The following is a 15,036-nucleotide window of genomic DNA, read 5'->3' as shown; positions in this document are numbered from 1 at the left end:
CGAGGCCCGAGCCGGGCGATGGCGCGAACGGATAGCGAAATGAGGGGGACGAGGCAGCTAGGTGGTCCATACCCTGCGGCCATGACGGATGACGAGATGCCCGAGGGCGAGCCTGTCCGCCCCTTTGCAGTGCCGATCACCAGCAGGTTCGCTGCGGCTGCAGCGAGAGTCCTGAAGCTCTACCGGGAGCGGGCAGAGAACGGCTTCCTAGAAACAGAACCGCTGGCCGGTTCCCCGTTCATGACCGACGTCGCGACCATGACGGCCATGGCAGAACCTGAGGCCACGGCGCGCCTGTCCCTGCACTCGATGCTCATCGACATAGTGGGGCTCTCCTTCGAGACGGCCCTTGATCATGTGCGAGCCCTTGAGCACGACATCGTTCGAGATCCGGCACCTGTCTGGTCTCCACTCGTGTCGGCGCGCGCCGTACTGGAGAGCTGTCTCTTCCTTGAGTACCTGATCGATCCGTCGATCTCGTGCAGCCTCAGGCTGGCCAGGTGTGCGGGGCTGTGGCGGAAGGACTCCGACCACGCCACGAATGCGGCGCGGGTCTTCGGTCCCGAACAGCAGGCGGAAGCCGCCAACTTCGATGCCTACGTCACCCAGGCTCTGGCAGATGCGAAGGCGCTGGAGCGGCGCAACGCGAAAGGAAGGCTCGTCGGCTACAAGGTTGATGGTGAAGCTGCGAACCTGGACTTTGTGATCACCGAGCGGGCGAGGATTGCGCTGCCTGCCTGGATTCCCATGCCGTACGGCCTGCTGTCAGGTGCCGCCCACAGCCGGCCCTGGATGACGGACCGGGCGCGGAGGACGGGGGCAGAGAAGGGATCCGGCCTCGTCGGCGAGGCGGCCACCGTAATGACGGCGCTCATGGTGGCCATGGCCTCGCTGGAGATGTCCCTGAAGGCGTGGCAGGGGTACTTCGGTTTTGATCTCGGCGAGGTCCTTGCCGAGTTGGAGGAGCAGCACCGAATGGGCCGCATGTATCTGTTGGGCGTGGCTCACACCGTAGGGGCCTTGACCCCGGATTTTGAACACGTCTATGCGGCTTGGGTCAGGGTAGTTGCAGCTGGCTGGAGGTCGTTCTCGTAGGCGATCGGGGACCGGTGGCCGAGGCGGGAGTGTCGGCGGCGGGTGTTGTATCGGGTCAGCCAGCGGAACGCGTCCAGCCTGGCCTCGCGCTCGCTCGACCAGGCTTTGCGGCCTTTGAGTGTCTCCCTCTTGAAGGCGGCGTTGAAGCTTTCTGCGGCTGCGTTGTCGGCGCTGGATCCGATCGCGCCCATGCTCTGCCGGACCCCGGCTGACCTGCAGATTTCAGCGAAGGCCCTGCTCGAATATTGGGATCCGTGGTCCGTGTGCATGATCGCTCCGGCCAGGTTTCCACGGGTCCGCTCGGCTGCCGCCAGGGCGTCGATGACGAGTTCGGTTCGCATGTGATCGGCGATCGCCCACCCGGCCAGCCGGCGCGAGCACAAGTCGATGACGGTCGCGAGGTAGAGCGGCTTCGCGCCGCTGACCGGCAGGTATGTGATGTCGCCGACGTATTTTCTGTTGACGTCGGCTGCGGTGAAGTCGCGTCCGATCAGGTCCGGTGCCTTCGACGCGGCTTGGTCCGCGACGGTGGTGCGGTGCCGGCGGCGCAACCGGACTCCCTCGAGCCCGATGGTCCGCATGATCCTGGCGACCCGCTTGTGGTTGACCACCGGACCCTCCTCGTCGCGGAGTTCCGCGGTGATTCTGGGGGCTCCGTAGGTGCCGTCGGAGTCCTGGTGGATCTTGCGTATCCGGGCCGCGAGCCCGGCCTCGACGCTCTGCCTGGCCGCTCTCGCGGCCGCGGTGCGACGCCAGTAGTAAAAGCTCGACCGGGCCAGGCCGAGGATGTCGCAGAGCCGCTTCACGCCGTGACGGCGCTGGTGATCGTCAACGAACTGGTAGCGGTTCACCAGCGCGTCTCCGTCGCGAAATACCGGGCCGCCTTGCGGAGAATGTCCCGTTCTTCCTCGAGCTCGCGGATCCTCTTGCGGGCGGCGGCCAGCTCCGCCTGAACGGCGTCGCCGACGGCCTGCGAGGCGGCCGGCGGTGCGGAGTGGGCGCCAGGTCGGCGGCCGTCGGCGGCCCGGATCCAGTTCCTCAGCGTCTCGGTGTTCACCCCGAGATCAGCGGCGACCGACTTGATCGTCGCTCCCGGCCTCGACCGGTACAACGCGACCGCGTCCGCCTTGAACTCGGCGGGATAGTGCTTCATCCCCACAGGGACTCCGTTCTCCTGGACCATCAAGATCCAAGTGTCTCCGGTGTCCAAAACCTGGGGTCAAGGTCCCTCCTCGGACTCGCCTGACCTGCACCGCAGCATGATCAACACGACTATGAATCAGCCCTGATCCTCAGCCCCTTGCCATTCCTCTCAGGACAAAACCGCGGCACAGGCTCGCGGCCCTTAGAGATCCGACTACTCACCGCCGGGATGCAGGGGCGGTGCGGGGATCACGGGCGCGCGCCAGCCCAGCGCCTACAGTTCGCCACGGCTTCCGCGCCTAGCGACCCAATCGACACACGTCTCTGACGCTGCGTCAGCAACACTATTCGGGCGCACGTTAGACGTGGGGGAGCCAGCCCTTGGTGAAGTCGGAGCGTTCCCGTGTGCGCTGTGCTTTTTCTTCGAGGAGTCGGCGGAAGCCTGCGATGGCGTAGCGTTCGCCGGTGCTTGTTCTGGGTCCGGGGATGCCGGCCACGGTGGCCATGCACTGCTGGGGCTGGGTCTGCCAGCCGGTGACCATAACCCGTAGCTGCATGCGCTCCGCGCGCCGGTGCAGGTCCAGGAGGTGGAGCAGGCCGTCGACGTTCATGGCCGTGATGGCGTGCAGGTCCACCAGGAGATCGCGTTCGTCCATGGTCACGTAGTCCAGAGCGCGCTGGAAGACTTCTCCCGCGCCCTCGTCGAGTTCCCCGGTGGCGCTGATCACCACCGCGCTGCGGCAGTGCTGGACGTCCACGTTAATCAAGATGCTGCTCCCGTCACCCGAAAGGCTCCGTACCCACGGCCCCCCATCCTTGCCCGGTCGGCGCAGGGCCGGCATGCGGCGCGCTGAAGTGCGTAGCAGACCGGGTCCAGGGCCGGGGCACCGAGAGGGGCCAGACGGCGGGGTCAGGCCAAACCCAGAGCTTGGGGTCCTGGCGTCTGTTGCGGCACCGCCGCTCATGGCGCGGCCGGGCCCCGTGTGCGGCGGGGCACCACAGACGCCAGGACAAGAGGGGCCGGCCCCCGAACGCTCGGAGCCCAGGAAGCCGGGTGTATCCCCCGCATCCCCTTCAACGACCAGACACCCCCCTAGGCAGCGCCCCACGCAGACTTTTCCGTCGCTGGAGACTCCCCGGGAGACATCAGGCCCGATCGCGAGAGAAGCCAGTTCCCGCCGTGTCGGCCGTCATGGTCGAGGCGGGAACGCTTGGCCGCCGACGACCGCAGCCGCCTCCGCCACCCCTGCCGTGGCCCTGCCGCTGACAGACTCCGACACCTGCGTCATTTGTCTGATATATACGTTCTATGTGGCGGGCTGCACTCAGGCAGTCCGCCGTCCTGAAAGGTGACACTCATGCAGGAGAAGTCGCAGGGTATGCAGGATGCCGCGGAGCAGGTCAGGAAGATCGAGTCCAACATCAAGTCTGCCCCCGAGGACTGGAGCAAGAAGCGGGAGACCACCGAACTCCTGCGCGAGCTCAAGTCGACGGTCGAGCAGCAGGGCCACTGACACCCCGTCGCAGACCCCGCCGCAGCGCATGATCCCGGCATCCCCACGAAGGCCAGGTCCTGCCGCGGACGAGAGCGGCGAACCCTGCGCTTCGCGCGGTGTGCCGCCAGACGTCCCCGTCTCATCGTGCGTCTGAACGCGGCTGCGATCTCGAACGCGGTCTCCAGAACATGCTCGGCGCGACCAACGTCGAGATCCTCCCCTCTGGGGACCGCAACCGGGCTCGACCAGCCCCGCTATCCCGCTATCCCGGCATCCCCGGATGCCCCTGGCGGGCTGGCCGGGCACCAGCACAGGACCAGCGGCCTTTCAGCTGCCCCCCTTCCAGCCCCTCCGGGTGTGCCCGCGCCCGGCCGGTGAGCGGCGGTCCTCCCAGCGGCAGGTGCTCGCCGCTTCCCCACTTGCTGCCGCTCTGCGGGGTGTTGAGGCATGCATTGCTGTCGCTGGTCATGCTCCCGGTTGGGGCTGGCTGCTACATCTGGTTGACGGGGAGGGCGAGGTCGGTGACCTGGAACTTGCCCGGGAAGCCGCCCTTGTCGGTGACCTGTCCGTTGAGGACGTTGACCGAGTACAGGCGGTAGATGCCGGCGGTGTTGCCGAGGACGGCGAAGCCGAGGTTCCTGCCGCTGGCCGGGTGGTAGTGGATGTCGAACCCGGCGTCCCCGACTGCGTCCGTGCCCAGCTGCCCGGTGGGGGCGAGGGTGCCTGCGTTGGCGGGGGACTGCACGGAGATGCGGTCGGCCGTGGTGTCCAGGGCATACAGCGTCGTGGCCGTCGCCGGGTTCAGGTCGTTGTTCGTGTAGGCGGCGTCGGTGACGCCCATGGCGGTCGACGGCGGCATGGGCGGGTTCGTCAGCATGACGTCAGCAGTGGTACCCAGCGCGGCGGCCGCATCGTCGATGTTGTGACGCAGGTTCTGCCCGCTGTTGGAGACCACCCGCAGACGGTTCGCCGCCGGGTTGAAATCGATACCGAACGAGGTACCCGAGAGCGCAACGGTCAGCTGGGAGACCTTCATCACCTTCGCATCCGTCGTACTCAGGGTGTAGATACCACCCTTGTCACCGACGCCGTACAGCTTCGCGTCCTGCACACGGAAATCGATCCCAACAATCTTCATATCGCCCGACAGGCCAGTCACCTTGCCCAGCGACCACGCCTTGGACGGCTTGCTCACATCGAACTCGACCAGCCGCTGGTCACCAGTCAGACCAATGGCACTCAGCCCCTCGACACCCATGACCGGCATGGTCTGCGGCGGAGTGTCCGCCGCCGCGAGCGCCGGAGCCGCGCACAGAGAAGCCAGCAGGACGGCAGCAGCAGCAATAGTGGTGCGGTTTCGCATGCTCTCTCCCAAGATCGGATGCCCTGGACACAGTGGCCGGGCCGGTACGGAAGATTCGTCAGCACCGCTGACACAGACGGGCACGGCCCGCGGATGCCACCCACCCGGCCCACACAGAACCCTCCGCACAGCTCCGTCACGGGCACTGACCAGCCGACACCCCAACCCACAGCACCCCATGAGGAAAAGTACGGCCTCCTGCCTGTTGCACAGCTGAGAGCAGCTCGCTGACAGAGCAAGCCCCCAGCAGGCCGAGGACGCCTCCAACTACCACCAGGGCCACGCCCCGGCACGCAGTGACCGGCGAGGGCCAGGGTCGCGCCGCTGGTCTCGTGGTGGCGAAACACCGGGTCGAGGGGCCGGTAGCGGAGCCGCGCGCGCCGGTCCGGGCCTGTGTGCGGCTACTTGGGTGAAAGGACCTGGTGGGGCGTGACGCGGGGGGTGGGGGAACGGTTCTTCAGGCCGTCGTTACCCCGTGTGTGCCGGGCCCGGCACACACCCCCGTATGAGGAGTAGAAGCGTGAAGGTTTCCCAGCGTCTGTCGGCTGCTGTCCCGCTTGCCGTGATGGTGGCCGGTGCTGCCGCCGGCACCGCCAATGCCGGTGGCGGTCCGGCCGGGGATGGCATGTTCGTGGTCTGCCAGAGCCCCTCCGCGTTCAGCCTGGTCGACACCTCCGGCGGCGCGGGCGGCCTCATCGGCCAGACCGCCTCCGGCCTGGGCCTGGGACTCCTCGGCGCCGGCCAGGGCGACAGCGGCCACCCCAAGACGTACACCACCTACCCCACCCCCGAGCCGACCCCGGAGGAGAACGGGGGCACCGCCAGCGGGCAGGGCAACGCCTCCAACGACAACTCCGGCAGTGCGGATGGCGGCAACGGCGGCCACACCGACCTCGCCACCAGCCAGAACGTCACCGGCAACCGCTGCCTGACCGGCGATGAGACCAACACCAAGGTCACCAAGGACGACCACAGCCGCCTCGACACCTCCACCACCGTCGACAGCCACAACGACAAGAGCACCGGCAAGGACAACAGCCGCAAGAACCACCACGGCCTCCTTTAACACGGCCAACCCGCTGTGCGGGGACACCAGCCGACCATCGGTCCCCATACAGCGCGGCCTGGCGCAGTGACCTTTCCGCACCCTCCTCGTTCGGCAGACCGACACGTGCACCTTCACCGGCAGCCCCGCCCGGGTGCCGGGCCCGTGTGACATCCCTGACACCCCTCTGGTGTCAGGGATGTCGTCATCGGCCCTGTGCCGGGCCTCGGTGACGCCGGAGCCTGACGATCGTCATGCGCGGCGAATTCTCAGAAACGAACCTTTCCCGGAGCAAGATCAAGAACGGCCGGCGGAAGCGGTCCAGATCGCGGATTTACTGTCAGAACTCGCTCTCACTCAAAAGTGGAACTGGGCATGTTCTGGGAATGGTTTGTGACATGATCCGGGGTCATGGCGGACCATCAAACCGCACTCGCGTCCGAAGCGGACGACGTCGAGCGCCACCCCTGCCCACGCTGTCACGCAGCGCCAGGCTCACCCTGCCGCTCGCGCTCCGGCGCGGTCGCGGGGACTTATCACACCGGCCGCTTCACGAAGGTGCCCCGGCTCGCCAAGCTCCTGCGGGTGCCGACCCCGGCCGACCGGGGTCCGGGGCAGCCGTGGCGGCCGGGCACCCCGGCGCCCGCGCCGGTTGACTCGGACACCCCGAGCGCGGACATCCGCATCGGATACGCCCGCTGCTCGACGCTGACCCAGGAACTCCAGACGCAGTTGGACGCGCTCGCCGCGAAGAGCATCCCCCGGGACAAGATCTTCGCCGAGAAGATCAGCACCCGGGTGCGGGTCCGCCCGAAGTTCGAGGCCGCGCTGGCCGCCGCGAGGGACATCAAGGCGCACGCCCCGCACTGCCGGGTGATCTTCACCGTGTACGAGATGAAGCGGCTCGGGCGGGACGCAGCCGAGCTGACCGCGCTCGCCGACCACCTCGCCGCCCACGGCCTGGTCCTGGAAATGCTCGCCGGTCCGCTGGCCGGGATCTACGACCCGACCGGGCACGGCCGGCTGCTGTTTGCGTTCTTCGCCGCGATGGCGGAGACCGAGCGGGAGAACATCCGGGAGTCGACGCTTGAGGGTCTCGACACCGCGGCCCGCAAGGGCAAGCACGGCGGACGGCCCCCGGTCATCACCGACGACATGCTGCACACCGTGCTCCGCCGCCGCGCGGGCGGTGAGAGCGTCGAGCAGATCCAGCCCGACCTGTTCATCCCCACCGGCAGGCGCAAGGGCAGCAACCCGAGCCTGTCCAGCGTCTACCGTGCCCTGGCCGAGCACGAGAAGCGGGCGACGTATCCGGAAGCTGTCAAAGCGGCGCACTCCGACTTCACCGTCCTCCGGGCCGCTGGACATATCCCCGGCCAGGCAGAGGAGGTCATGACCACATGATTTACGGCTCCCACCGCGCAAAGGGCGCCCCCCATATCGGCGCCCTTCCCGGTCAAGACGGCCCCTTCGGTCGCCAGCCCGATCCGGCCGACGACGACGGGCCGGAAGTACCTGCACCGAGGACACAGAATCTCCCGTGTCCGTACTGCGCAGCGGGACCATCCGACGGCCAGGCCCGCACCATCGCCGCGGCCGGCGACCGCCTCACGGTGACGTGGCACCTGCTGTCCTGCCCGCACCACGTGGCCGACCGCGTCCTGGCGGGAGAAGAGGATTGAGCCCCAAGGCCCGATCAGCCGGCCAGGGCGGACGACCGCCGGGTATCGACCCTCGCGCCAGCGAAGCAATCGAGCACATCGTGCAGGCGGTCCGCGACGGAAATGACGCCCGCATCCGCAGCCTGTTGGCCGACCTGGCCGCCGTCGCGGACACCGCGGCCCTGCTGTACCTGCGCGAGCGGCTGTACGCACAGCGGTGACCAGACGCCGGCGCCCTACGTCCGAAGGAACAGGTCGCCGACGTACACCGGGCCCCGCACGGCCGGGGGCCCCGGAGCGCGGGGAATTGCGCGGCCACGGGCGAGCCACTCGCGCTCGACAGCGGCGTAGATCGGCGTGTCGGTGATCCTCCCCAGCGGCGTTGTCAGGTTGAGTGATTCTCGGGGGCATCTTCTGGTTCGGGACGTGTCTGGCCGTGGTAGTGGTGTCTGTTTCAGGTGGCCGCGGGCAGGCCTGCGGTGGCGGTGATCTGGTCCCAGATGGCGAAGCGGGTGATCATTTCGGTGCGGTAGCCGGTGGCGGTGAGGAGGTGGCGTCGGGGTCTGAAGTGGGGTGAGATGCCGCTGAACGCGGCCAGGAACCGTTGGGCTGCGCCGACGGAACGGAACCCCTTCATCGCGCGTTCCCGCTGCCTCGTCGGCTGATGTGAGTTCTCGGCCCGGTTGTTGAGTCCCTTGTGGATCCTGCTGGCCAAATGTGGGGGGCAGTCAGGCCGTGAGGGTGAGGTCAAGTCTCGCGAGGTGACTGGTGCGGGTGTGGTCGAGGGGTTGGTTGTTCCACCAGGCGTCGAGGCGGATGAGGTTGAGGGCGACGGCGGAGTAGACGTGTTCGAGGTGGGTCTTCGCGAGGCCGCGATAGCGGGCCCTGCGGTTACCGGTGACGGCTGTGGCCTGGCGGATGGTGCCCTCGACGCCGGCGCGCAGGGCGTATGTGGTCTGCCAGTCGGCGTCCTGCTGGGCGGCGTGGTTCGTGTTGATCAGTTCCTGCAGGTCCCGTGGGCGCAGGGTGAGCTGGCGGCCCTGGCGTGTGGCGTCGGTGCATGCCGCTCTGACCGGGCAGGGGCCGCAGTCGGCCTCGTCGAAGCGGACCGCGATCCCTTCGCGGCCGTGTTGCCGGGCCGGGCTCCAGAACCTGCTGGTGGCGCCCTGGGGGCAGGTGGCTTGCTCGGCGTCCCAGTCGATGGTGAAGGCTTCGCGCTGGTAACCGGCGTTCTCCCGGTCCTGGCGGGAGGTGCCCGCCAGGAGCGGTGCGACCAGGGTGATCCCGAAGGCGGCCCGGGCCCCGGCGAGGAGTTCCGCGCTTGCGTAGCCGGAGTCGAGGTAGTGCTCGGCGGGCAGCAGGCCCCGGTCGGCGAGGGCCCGGTGGACGGGCTCGACCAGCTTCACATCGGGCACGGTCGCGTCCGTGGTCGCGACATGTGTGATCACGTTCGGGATGTCCGGACGCGCCCGGCGTCCCGGCCGCGGGGTCCCTCCGCCGGGCCGGGGCCGCTGGCAGACCTCGCTGATGTGCAGTTTGTACCCGGTCCAGTGTAGGGCGTTCTTGGTGCCGTTGCGGGCGTCGAGGTCGTAGGGCGAGGCCAGGCGCAGTCTGCCGGGCGGGAGACCCTCCTTGTCCGCCTCCCGCCGCTTGACCACCTCCCGCCCGTCGCCGCCGGTGGTGACCAGGTAGTTCTGCACAGTGATCCGGCGCAGGACCTGGACCGCGGGCAGCTCGCGCAGCCACAGGGGCGAGTGAGGGTTGTGGACCGCCCGCAGCAGGGCCACCGCGTCACGGCCGTAGTCCAGTACGAGTTCGTCCCGCTTGGCTTTGGAGCTGGCGGGACGCCAGCTCTCGTCGATGCGCCGCCCGTAGCGGCGGTTCCACCCACGGACGTCCACGGCCTGCGCCACCCAGTGCGGGGCCGCGGCGGACAGCGCCTCCAGCGCGGCCCGCACCGACTCCCCGCACAGCTCGAGGCGGTTCAGGTCCCGCACCGCCGCCAGCACGTGGGTGGAGTCGGTCCGCTGCTTACCCCCAGCCTTGACCAGGCCCTTGCCCTTCAATGCCGCCAGCAGCAGATCCAGTACCCGCTCCTCCAGGCCGTGCTCGACCACCCGGGTGCGGAACTCCGAGAGCACCGAGGCATCGAAGCCGACGTCCTCCAACTCCAGGCCAAGGCAGTACTTCCACGACAGGTCGAACCGGACCCGGTGGGCGGCGGCGCGGTCGGTCAGGTTCTCCGCCATCTGCAGCACCGTCACCATCGCCAGCCGCCCCGGCGACCAGCCCCGCCGGCCCCGCAGACCGAACGCCCCGGCGAACTCGGCATCCGCGAACAGCCCGCCCAGCTCATCCCGCACCCGCATAGCCAACGGCGGCGCCCCACGACCAGCCACCGCCCGCGCGACCCGCACCGTCACCTCAGGGACCTCGGGCCACTGCTCCGGCAGCAACGACATGACTCCCACCCCACCAGCCGGGAACGACAGAACCGGCCACCACCATGCCAACCGCCCGCCCTCACCGCAGGACACGACATTTGGCCAGCAGGATCCCTTGTGGGAGCGGTGGTCCACCGAGGGCATCACCATGCGGTGGGCGGCTCCGTAGGAGCGGAGCTTGTCGGTGATGATCACTCTGGGCACCGAGCGGGTCTTCTTCATCAGTTTCCGGAGGAAACGCCTGGCCGCGGCCTCGTCGCGGCGGTTCTGCAGCAGGATGTCGAGGACGTTCCCGTCCTGGTCGACGGCACGCCACAAGTACTTCTGCACCTTGTTGATCTTGACGAAGACCTCGTCCAGGTGCCATTTGTCGCCCGGCTGCGGGCGGCGCCGGCGCAGCGCGCCGGCGTAGGCGGGGCCGAACCGGCGGGTCCACTGGTGGACCGTCTCGTAAGACACCTCGACGCCCCGCTCGAGCATCAGCTCCTCGACCTCACGCAGACTCAGACCGAAGCGGTGGTACAGCCACACGCAGTGGCTGATGATCTCCGGCGGGAAGCGGAAACCCCGGTACGACACCGTCTCCACGAGCAGCCCCTCCAGCAACCCCGACCAGACAGATGATCATCCCACCGAGCGACACCCCCACTCAACCTGACAACGCCGCCCCGTGACCAGCTCCGCCGCCGTCGCCCGTGCCTCACGCCGCACGAAACAGCCCGCGACCACACTCATCGCCCTTCCGAAGGCCTCGCCCCACGCCTTCTCGGCTACCGTGGCCTCCACGGCCACCGCGTCTCGATACGTCGTCACAAACGTTCATGATCACGGTGGCCATACCCATGCCTGCACCCACCCCAGCAAGTCCCTGAACAGCGACAACGACGGAACTACAGCTGCCGTGACAGAGAAGCCGATCAACGACTACGAAAATCTTGTCAGAGCCAAATCGCTGACACGCCCCCCGAATCAGGTGCTAGGCGGGGTGTTGGTGCACCACAAACTCATGGTCACGGTATAGGGGGGGATGGCTTGGGTGGTGAGTTTGATGACTCTTTGGCTGTTCGTTTCGAGTTCAAGTAGATCGAAATTGTCATTGCTAGTTGCGACGATCTTGACACCCGCGGTTGGGGTGGTGGGAGAAAAAAGGGGGGGGGTGGGGGAAGGGAACGTCCTATCAATATACGGGTGATCATCTGGGCAGCTTGCGCCGGGGTTGGTTACGTCTAGCGTCTGACTCTGAGAGGTCTGGCTGAACACTTGGGTCAGTGTGAAGGGTGGGGTGGGGATCGCCGTAGGGCAGATCGGTAGGGTGTTGAGGGCATTGATGACTTCAGTAGTTGGCGGCGCGGCCTGGTTCTCCTCGAAGGAGATTTCGGCGAGGTAGCCGGTCGTCGCGGGACCATTTCCCCCCGGGTATTGAGCGAGGAACATGTGGCGTTGGCTGGGCTTGTAGCCCGCGACGCAATTGAGCTGGACTAGAGCGCCTACGGGAATAACGTTGGTTCCGGGAACTGGAATAAAGGGGGTGGCGGTGTCCCAGTTTCCGACCAGGTATCCAGGTTGCTTAATTGGCAGAGTCACGGAAGGTACGGTATCCGTGGGAGGGAGCACAGTCCCGAGTCCGGTACGGACGCTGTGTCCGTTTCCGGTGGTGGCGTTGTTGCCGAAGGTGATGTCGTTGCAGGCGCTGTTGTTGTGGTTGCCTTTGACTTTGATGAAGCAGTTGTTGTTCTTGCTGCTGTCGTTGTGGTCGTCGGCGTGTGCGGTGGGGCCGAGGGTGGTGAGGGCGAGGCATGCGGTGGTGGCTGCCGTGAGTACGGTGCGTGTGTATCGTCGCATCAGTTGTCTCCTTGTGGGGCTGTGGGTGTGCTTCTGCATGCAGGTTAGGGGCCCCCTGCCGCTGGAAGAGGCAGCAGGGGCCCTGCGTGTCTTGCGGGAGGGGAGGGGCGCTTGGGGCTACGGGCATGCGGGGTGGTGGATGCGGCGGGCAGATCCTGGCCTGCGCGGCCGGTCCAGGGCTCGTACAAGTGGGTGCGCGTCTGCAGTGTGGATGGCGTTCTGCCGAGTGTGAAATGGCGATTTTTTCGGGAGTTTTCTTGGCTCCTGCCCCTCCTGCGGGTTCCGACGGATATCCTCCCAAGCTGACAGATTGTCAAGGCTGGGGATTACGTCCTGCATCGATTCTGGCTGCGGTCAGAATTTTTGGGTTTGATCGCTGGAAGCCACTGCGGGGACGTGACCTGATTGAGGCTACGCGGTGGGGGGAGTGTTGAGGCACAGCAAATTCAGGGCCACGTTTCCGCCCGGACCTGGTGGAATCGTGAAGTCAAATTGCACTACGCCCTGAGTATTTACAGTGAGCTGGTCCACTGTGGTGCCTGATGGGGCTGTGATCTGGACACCACCGACTCCGGAGGGAGTCCCAGGGTATGGGAATGTCGGGTCGAGGTACGGGTGGTCTTGAGGGCAGTTCAAGTTGTTGTTTCCGCTGATTGTATACTGTCCGGCGGTTAGGTCAGGTTGAGAGAGTACGTTGACGGTTTTGAAGGGCGGATCGGGGATGGCCGTGGTGCAGATTGGCAGAGTGTTGAGAGCATTCGAGACATCAGTACTTGGCGGCGCGGCCGAGTTCTCTTCGAAGGAGATCTCGTCGGTATATCCCGTCTGGGCAGGAATTCCCTTTCCCGGTGGGATCTGGGCGAAGAACATGTGACGGAGGCCGGGCCTGTAGCCGGCGATGCAGTTGAGCTGTACTGGAGTGCCTGGAAGGATGAAGGGATTCCCGGAGACCGGAATGATGGGCAAACCTGTCTGCCAGTTTCCGACTAGCTCCCCACTCTGCTTCAGTGTTAGAGTCACTGGTCCGGTGGATGTCACGGGAGGGAGCACAGTCCCGAGTCCGGTACCGACGCTGTGTCCGTTTCCCGTGGTGGCGTTGTTGCCGTAGGTGATGTCGTTGCAAGCGCTGTTGTTGTGGTTGCCTTTGATTTTGATATAGCAGTGGTTGCCCTTGTCGTTCTTGTCTCTGCCGTTGTGGTCGTTGTCGTCGGCGTATGAGCCTGCGGTGGTGACTGTCGTGAGGGTGAGGAGTGTGGTGGCGATGGTGAGCGCTGGTCGTGTGTAGCGCATCTGGTTCTCCTTGGTTGGTGTTGGGTGTGGCTGTCGTATTGTGGGTGGGTTATGGGGTGGGGTGGGGGAGGCTTCGCCGTTCAGTTGGGTGAATTGGTGTAGCGTTTTGTTTCCTGTTTTTAGCTTGGGTTGAGAATGATGCAGGTAAGGTGGCCCGCGGAGCGGGGTGGGAGCGCAGCGGATACCCCCTACGGGCCGCGGGCCCGAGACTCCGTGGAACGGAGTCACTGCTTCGGGGTGGAGCTGTCGCCGGTCAGTGAATGTGCGCAGTCGTCTGTCAATCCCCTGGAAACGTAGAGTCCTCTTCTATGCGGCTTCGGCCCTCTGGTGGGCTTGGCAGCGTTGCTGTCTGATCTTCTGCTCGAACTCCGCGGGCGGGAGTCCGCCGGCACGGGTGTGGCGGCGTCTGGTGTTGTAGAAGTCGGCGATCCAGGTGGCGATCTTGATCCGGGCCTCGGCCCGGGTCGTGAACCGGTGCCGGTGGATGTACTCGACCTTGATCGTCGAGTTGAACGCCTCGGCGGCGGCGTTGTCGAAGCAGGACCCCACCCGGCCCATGGACTGGACCACACCGAGGCGGTCGCACAGGCTGTTGTAGGCGGCGGAGGTGTATTCGCTGCCCCTGTCGCTGTGGAAGATCACTCCGTCCACGGCGCCGCCCCGGGTCGCGGTGGCCATCCGCAGGGACGCGCTCACCAGGGCCGCGTCGTGGTGAGCGTCCATGGCATAGCCGAGGCAGCGGCGGGAGAACAGGTCGATGACGGTGGCCAGATACAGCTTGCCCTCGCCGGTGTCGATCTCGGTCATGTCTCCTACCCAGAGCACGTCGGGAGCGATCGCGTCGAAGTGCCGTCCGACCAGGTCACGGGCGGCACGCCGCTTGCCCTGCCGGGTCAGGTTCCGGCGCTTCTTCGGCTCACGGCCGTACCAGCCCTCCTCCGCCATGACCTCGGCGACGGTGTTCACCGACACCTGCCAGCCCTCCGCCCACAGATCGAGCGTGATCCTGGGCGAGCCGTACGTCTGGCCCGAGGCGTCGAAGAAGTGCTTGATCCGCTCGGTCAGCGCAGCCCGTCTGACCTCACGCTTCGTCGGATTCGCGGGCCTGCCGCGCCACTTGTAGTACCAGGCCGGTGACACGCCCAGCGCGCGGCAGGCCACGGTGTGCGGGATCTTCTCCTCGGTCCTGCAGTCACTGATCACCCCGACGAGCACCGCCGGGTCCGTCTCAGCTACTTCACCCACAGGACCATGCATCGCTTGAGGACATCACGCTCCATCCCCAGCTCCACGGTCTCCTTGCGCAGCCGCTGATTCTCCGACCGCAGACGGGCCAGTTCCTCCCGCTCGGACTCCTCCAGCGGGCCCGTACCCATTTCCGCCGCCCCGCGGGCCCTACTCACCCAGGTCTGCAGCGTCCCCTCGTGCACACCCAGATCCCGAGCAACCTCCGCAGCCGGCTTCCCGGTCTCCAACACGATCCCCACAGCCCCGTCACGGAACTCCGCGTCATAGCTACGTCGCTTCCCCACCCTCAACTCCTTATCGGGTCACGACTCCACGCTACGAGGGGAAGGCCACCGCGTCCGCACCATCAACTCCTTGTCGGGTCACGACTCCACGCTACGAGGGGAAGCACACCGTCCGCTTCACCATC

The 15,036-nt window shown here is 66.6% G+C and carries 13 protein-coding genes and 2 pseudogenes; 5 read left to right on the top strand and 10 right to left on the bottom strand.

What is annotated here, in order from left to right; translation table 11 throughout:
• Positions 1-81 precede the first annotated feature (81 nt).
• Positions 82-1,095, top strand: a complete 1,014-nt coding sequence (locus OG435_RS48820) for a hypothetical protein (protein WP_266888252.1) — start codon at positions 82-84, stop codon at positions 1,093-1,095.
• Here the strand turns inward: OG435_RS48820 and OG435_RS48815 are convergent.
• Both OG435_RS48815 and OG435_RS48810 read right to left on the bottom strand, forming a co-directional pair.
• A protein-coding gene (locus OG435_RS48815; protein WP_266882441.1) for an IS3 family transposase occupies positions 1,044-2,254 on the bottom strand; the annotation gives its coding sequence in 2 pieces (ribosomal slippage) (positions 1,044-1,963 and positions 1,963-2,254; 1,212 coding nt in all). The two genes, OG435_RS48820 and OG435_RS48815, sit on opposite strands and share 52 nt — an antisense overlap.
• 343 nt (positions 2,255-2,597) lie before the next feature.
• Positions 2,598-2,996 carry an STAS domain-containing protein gene (locus tag OG435_RS48810; RefSeq protein WP_266888251.1) on the bottom strand — a complete coding sequence of 133 codons (399 nt, stop codon included), beginning with the start codon at positions 2,994-2,996 and terminating at the stop codon, positions 2,598-2,600.
• 600 nt (positions 2,997-3,596) lie between these two features.
• Here OG435_RS48810 and OG435_RS48805 point away from each other — a divergent pair.
• Positions 3,597-3,752: a hypothetical protein gene (locus tag OG435_RS48805; protein ID WP_266888250.1), complete on the top strand. Its 156-nt coding sequence runs from the start codon at positions 3,597-3,599 to the stop codon at positions 3,750-3,752.
• A 472-nt stretch (positions 3,753-4,224) separates the two neighbouring features.
• Here the strand turns inward: OG435_RS48805 and OG435_RS48800 are convergent, their stop codons facing one another.
• Complete coding sequence (locus tag OG435_RS48800) at positions 4,225-5,097, bottom strand: DUF4394 domain-containing protein (protein WP_266888249.1); 873 nt, start codon at positions 5,095-5,097, stop codon at positions 4,225-4,227.
• A 520-nt stretch (positions 5,098-5,617) separates the two neighbouring features.
• Here OG435_RS48800 and OG435_RS48795 point away from each other — a divergent pair.
• From OG435_RS48795 to OG435_RS48785, 3 genes are all read left to right on the top strand, one after another.
• Positions 5,618-6,163, top strand: coding sequence for a hypothetical protein (locus OG435_RS48795; protein ID WP_266888248.1), 546 nt, complete (start codon positions 5,618-5,620; stop codon positions 6,161-6,163).
• Between the two features lie 390 nt (positions 6,164-6,553).
• The gene (locus OG435_RS48790; protein ID WP_266888247.1) at positions 6,554-7,546 is read left to right on the top strand and encodes a recombinase family protein; all 993 of its coding nucleotides are present in this window, start codon (positions 6,554-6,556) and stop codon (positions 7,544-7,546) included.
• A gap of 274 nt (positions 7,547-7,820) precedes the next feature.
• Positions 7,821-8,024: a hypothetical protein gene (locus OG435_RS48785; RefSeq protein ID WP_266888246.1), complete on the top strand. Its 204-nt coding sequence runs from the start codon at positions 7,821-7,823 to the stop codon at positions 8,022-8,024.
• 233 nt (positions 8,025-8,257) lie between these two features.
• Here OG435_RS48785 and OG435_RS48780 read toward each other — a convergent pair.
• The 7 genes and pseudogenes from OG435_RS48780 to OG435_RS48750 form a co-directional block, all read right to left on the bottom strand.
• Positions 8,258-8,509, bottom strand: a pseudogene (locus OG435_RS48780) (DDE-type integrase/transposase/recombinase); the annotation flags it as partial.
• Positions 8,510-8,531: 22 nt separating this feature from the next.
• A complete protein-coding gene (locus tag OG435_RS48775; RefSeq protein WP_266888004.1) occupies positions 8,532-10,172 on the bottom strand; it encodes an IS1182 family transposase in 1,641 nt (546 codons plus the stop codon).
• Between the two features lie 186 nt (positions 10,173-10,358).
• A pseudogene (locus OG435_RS48770) lies at positions 10,359-10,853 on the bottom strand (IS6 family transposase); the annotation flags it as partial.
• Between the two features lie 363 nt (positions 10,854-11,216).
• Complete coding sequence (locus OG435_RS48765) at positions 11,217-12,089, bottom strand: hypothetical protein (protein WP_266888245.1); 873 nt, start codon at positions 12,087-12,089, stop codon at positions 11,217-11,219.
• Positions 12,090-12,500: 411 nt separating this feature from the next.
• A complete protein-coding gene (locus OG435_RS48760) occupies positions 12,501-13,379 on the bottom strand; it encodes a hypothetical protein (protein WP_266888244.1) in 879 nt (292 codons plus the stop codon).
• Between the two features lie 306 nt (positions 13,380-13,685).
• Positions 13,686-14,624, bottom strand: coding sequence for an IS3 family transposase (locus OG435_RS48755; RefSeq protein WP_266888243.1), 939 nt, complete (start codon positions 14,622-14,624; stop codon positions 13,686-13,688).
• Positions 14,612-14,911, bottom strand: a complete 300-nt coding sequence (locus OG435_RS48750) for a transposase (protein ID WP_266888242.1) — start codon at positions 14,909-14,911, stop codon at positions 14,612-14,614. The genes OG435_RS48755 and OG435_RS48750 overlap by 13 nt, the downstream gene beginning before the upstream one ends.
• Positions 14,912-15,036: the final 125 nt, after the last annotated feature.

It is taken from the genome of Streptomyces sp. NBC_01264, from assembly GCF_026340675.1.
Lineage (GTDB): Bacteria > Actinomycetota > Actinomycetes > Streptomycetales > Streptomycetaceae > Streptomyces.
This window is presented reverse-complemented; position numbering and strand designations above follow the sequence as displayed.

Bases quoted from the DNA above. Each gene is read 5' to 3' on its own strand.
- OG435_RS48800 (WP_266888249.1), bottom strand. From the start codon at position 5,097: ATGCGAAACCGCACCACTATTGCTGCTGCTGCCGTCCTGCTGGCTTCT.
- OG435_RS48765 (WP_266888245.1), bottom strand. From the start codon at position 12,089: ATGCGACGATACACACGCACCGTACTCACGGCAGCCACCACCGCATGC.
- OG435_RS48820 (WP_266888252.1), top strand. From the start codon at position 82: ATGACGGATGACGAGATGCCCGAGGGCGAGCCTGTCCGCCCCTTTGCA.
- OG435_RS48790 (WP_266888247.1), top strand. From the start codon at position 6,554: ATGGCGGACCATCAAACCGCACTCGCGTCCGAAGCGGACGACGTCGAG.
- OG435_RS48775 (WP_266888004.1), bottom strand. From the start codon at position 10,172: ATGCGGGTGCGGGATGAGCTGGGCGGGCTGTTCGCGGATGCCGAGTTC.
- OG435_RS48805 (WP_266888250.1), top strand. From the start codon at position 3,597: ATGCAGGAGAAGTCGCAGGGTATGCAGGATGCCGCGGAGCAGGTCAGG.
- OG435_RS48760 (WP_266888244.1), bottom strand. From the start codon at position 13,379: ATGCGCTACACACGACCAGCGCTCACCATCGCCACCACACTCCTCACC.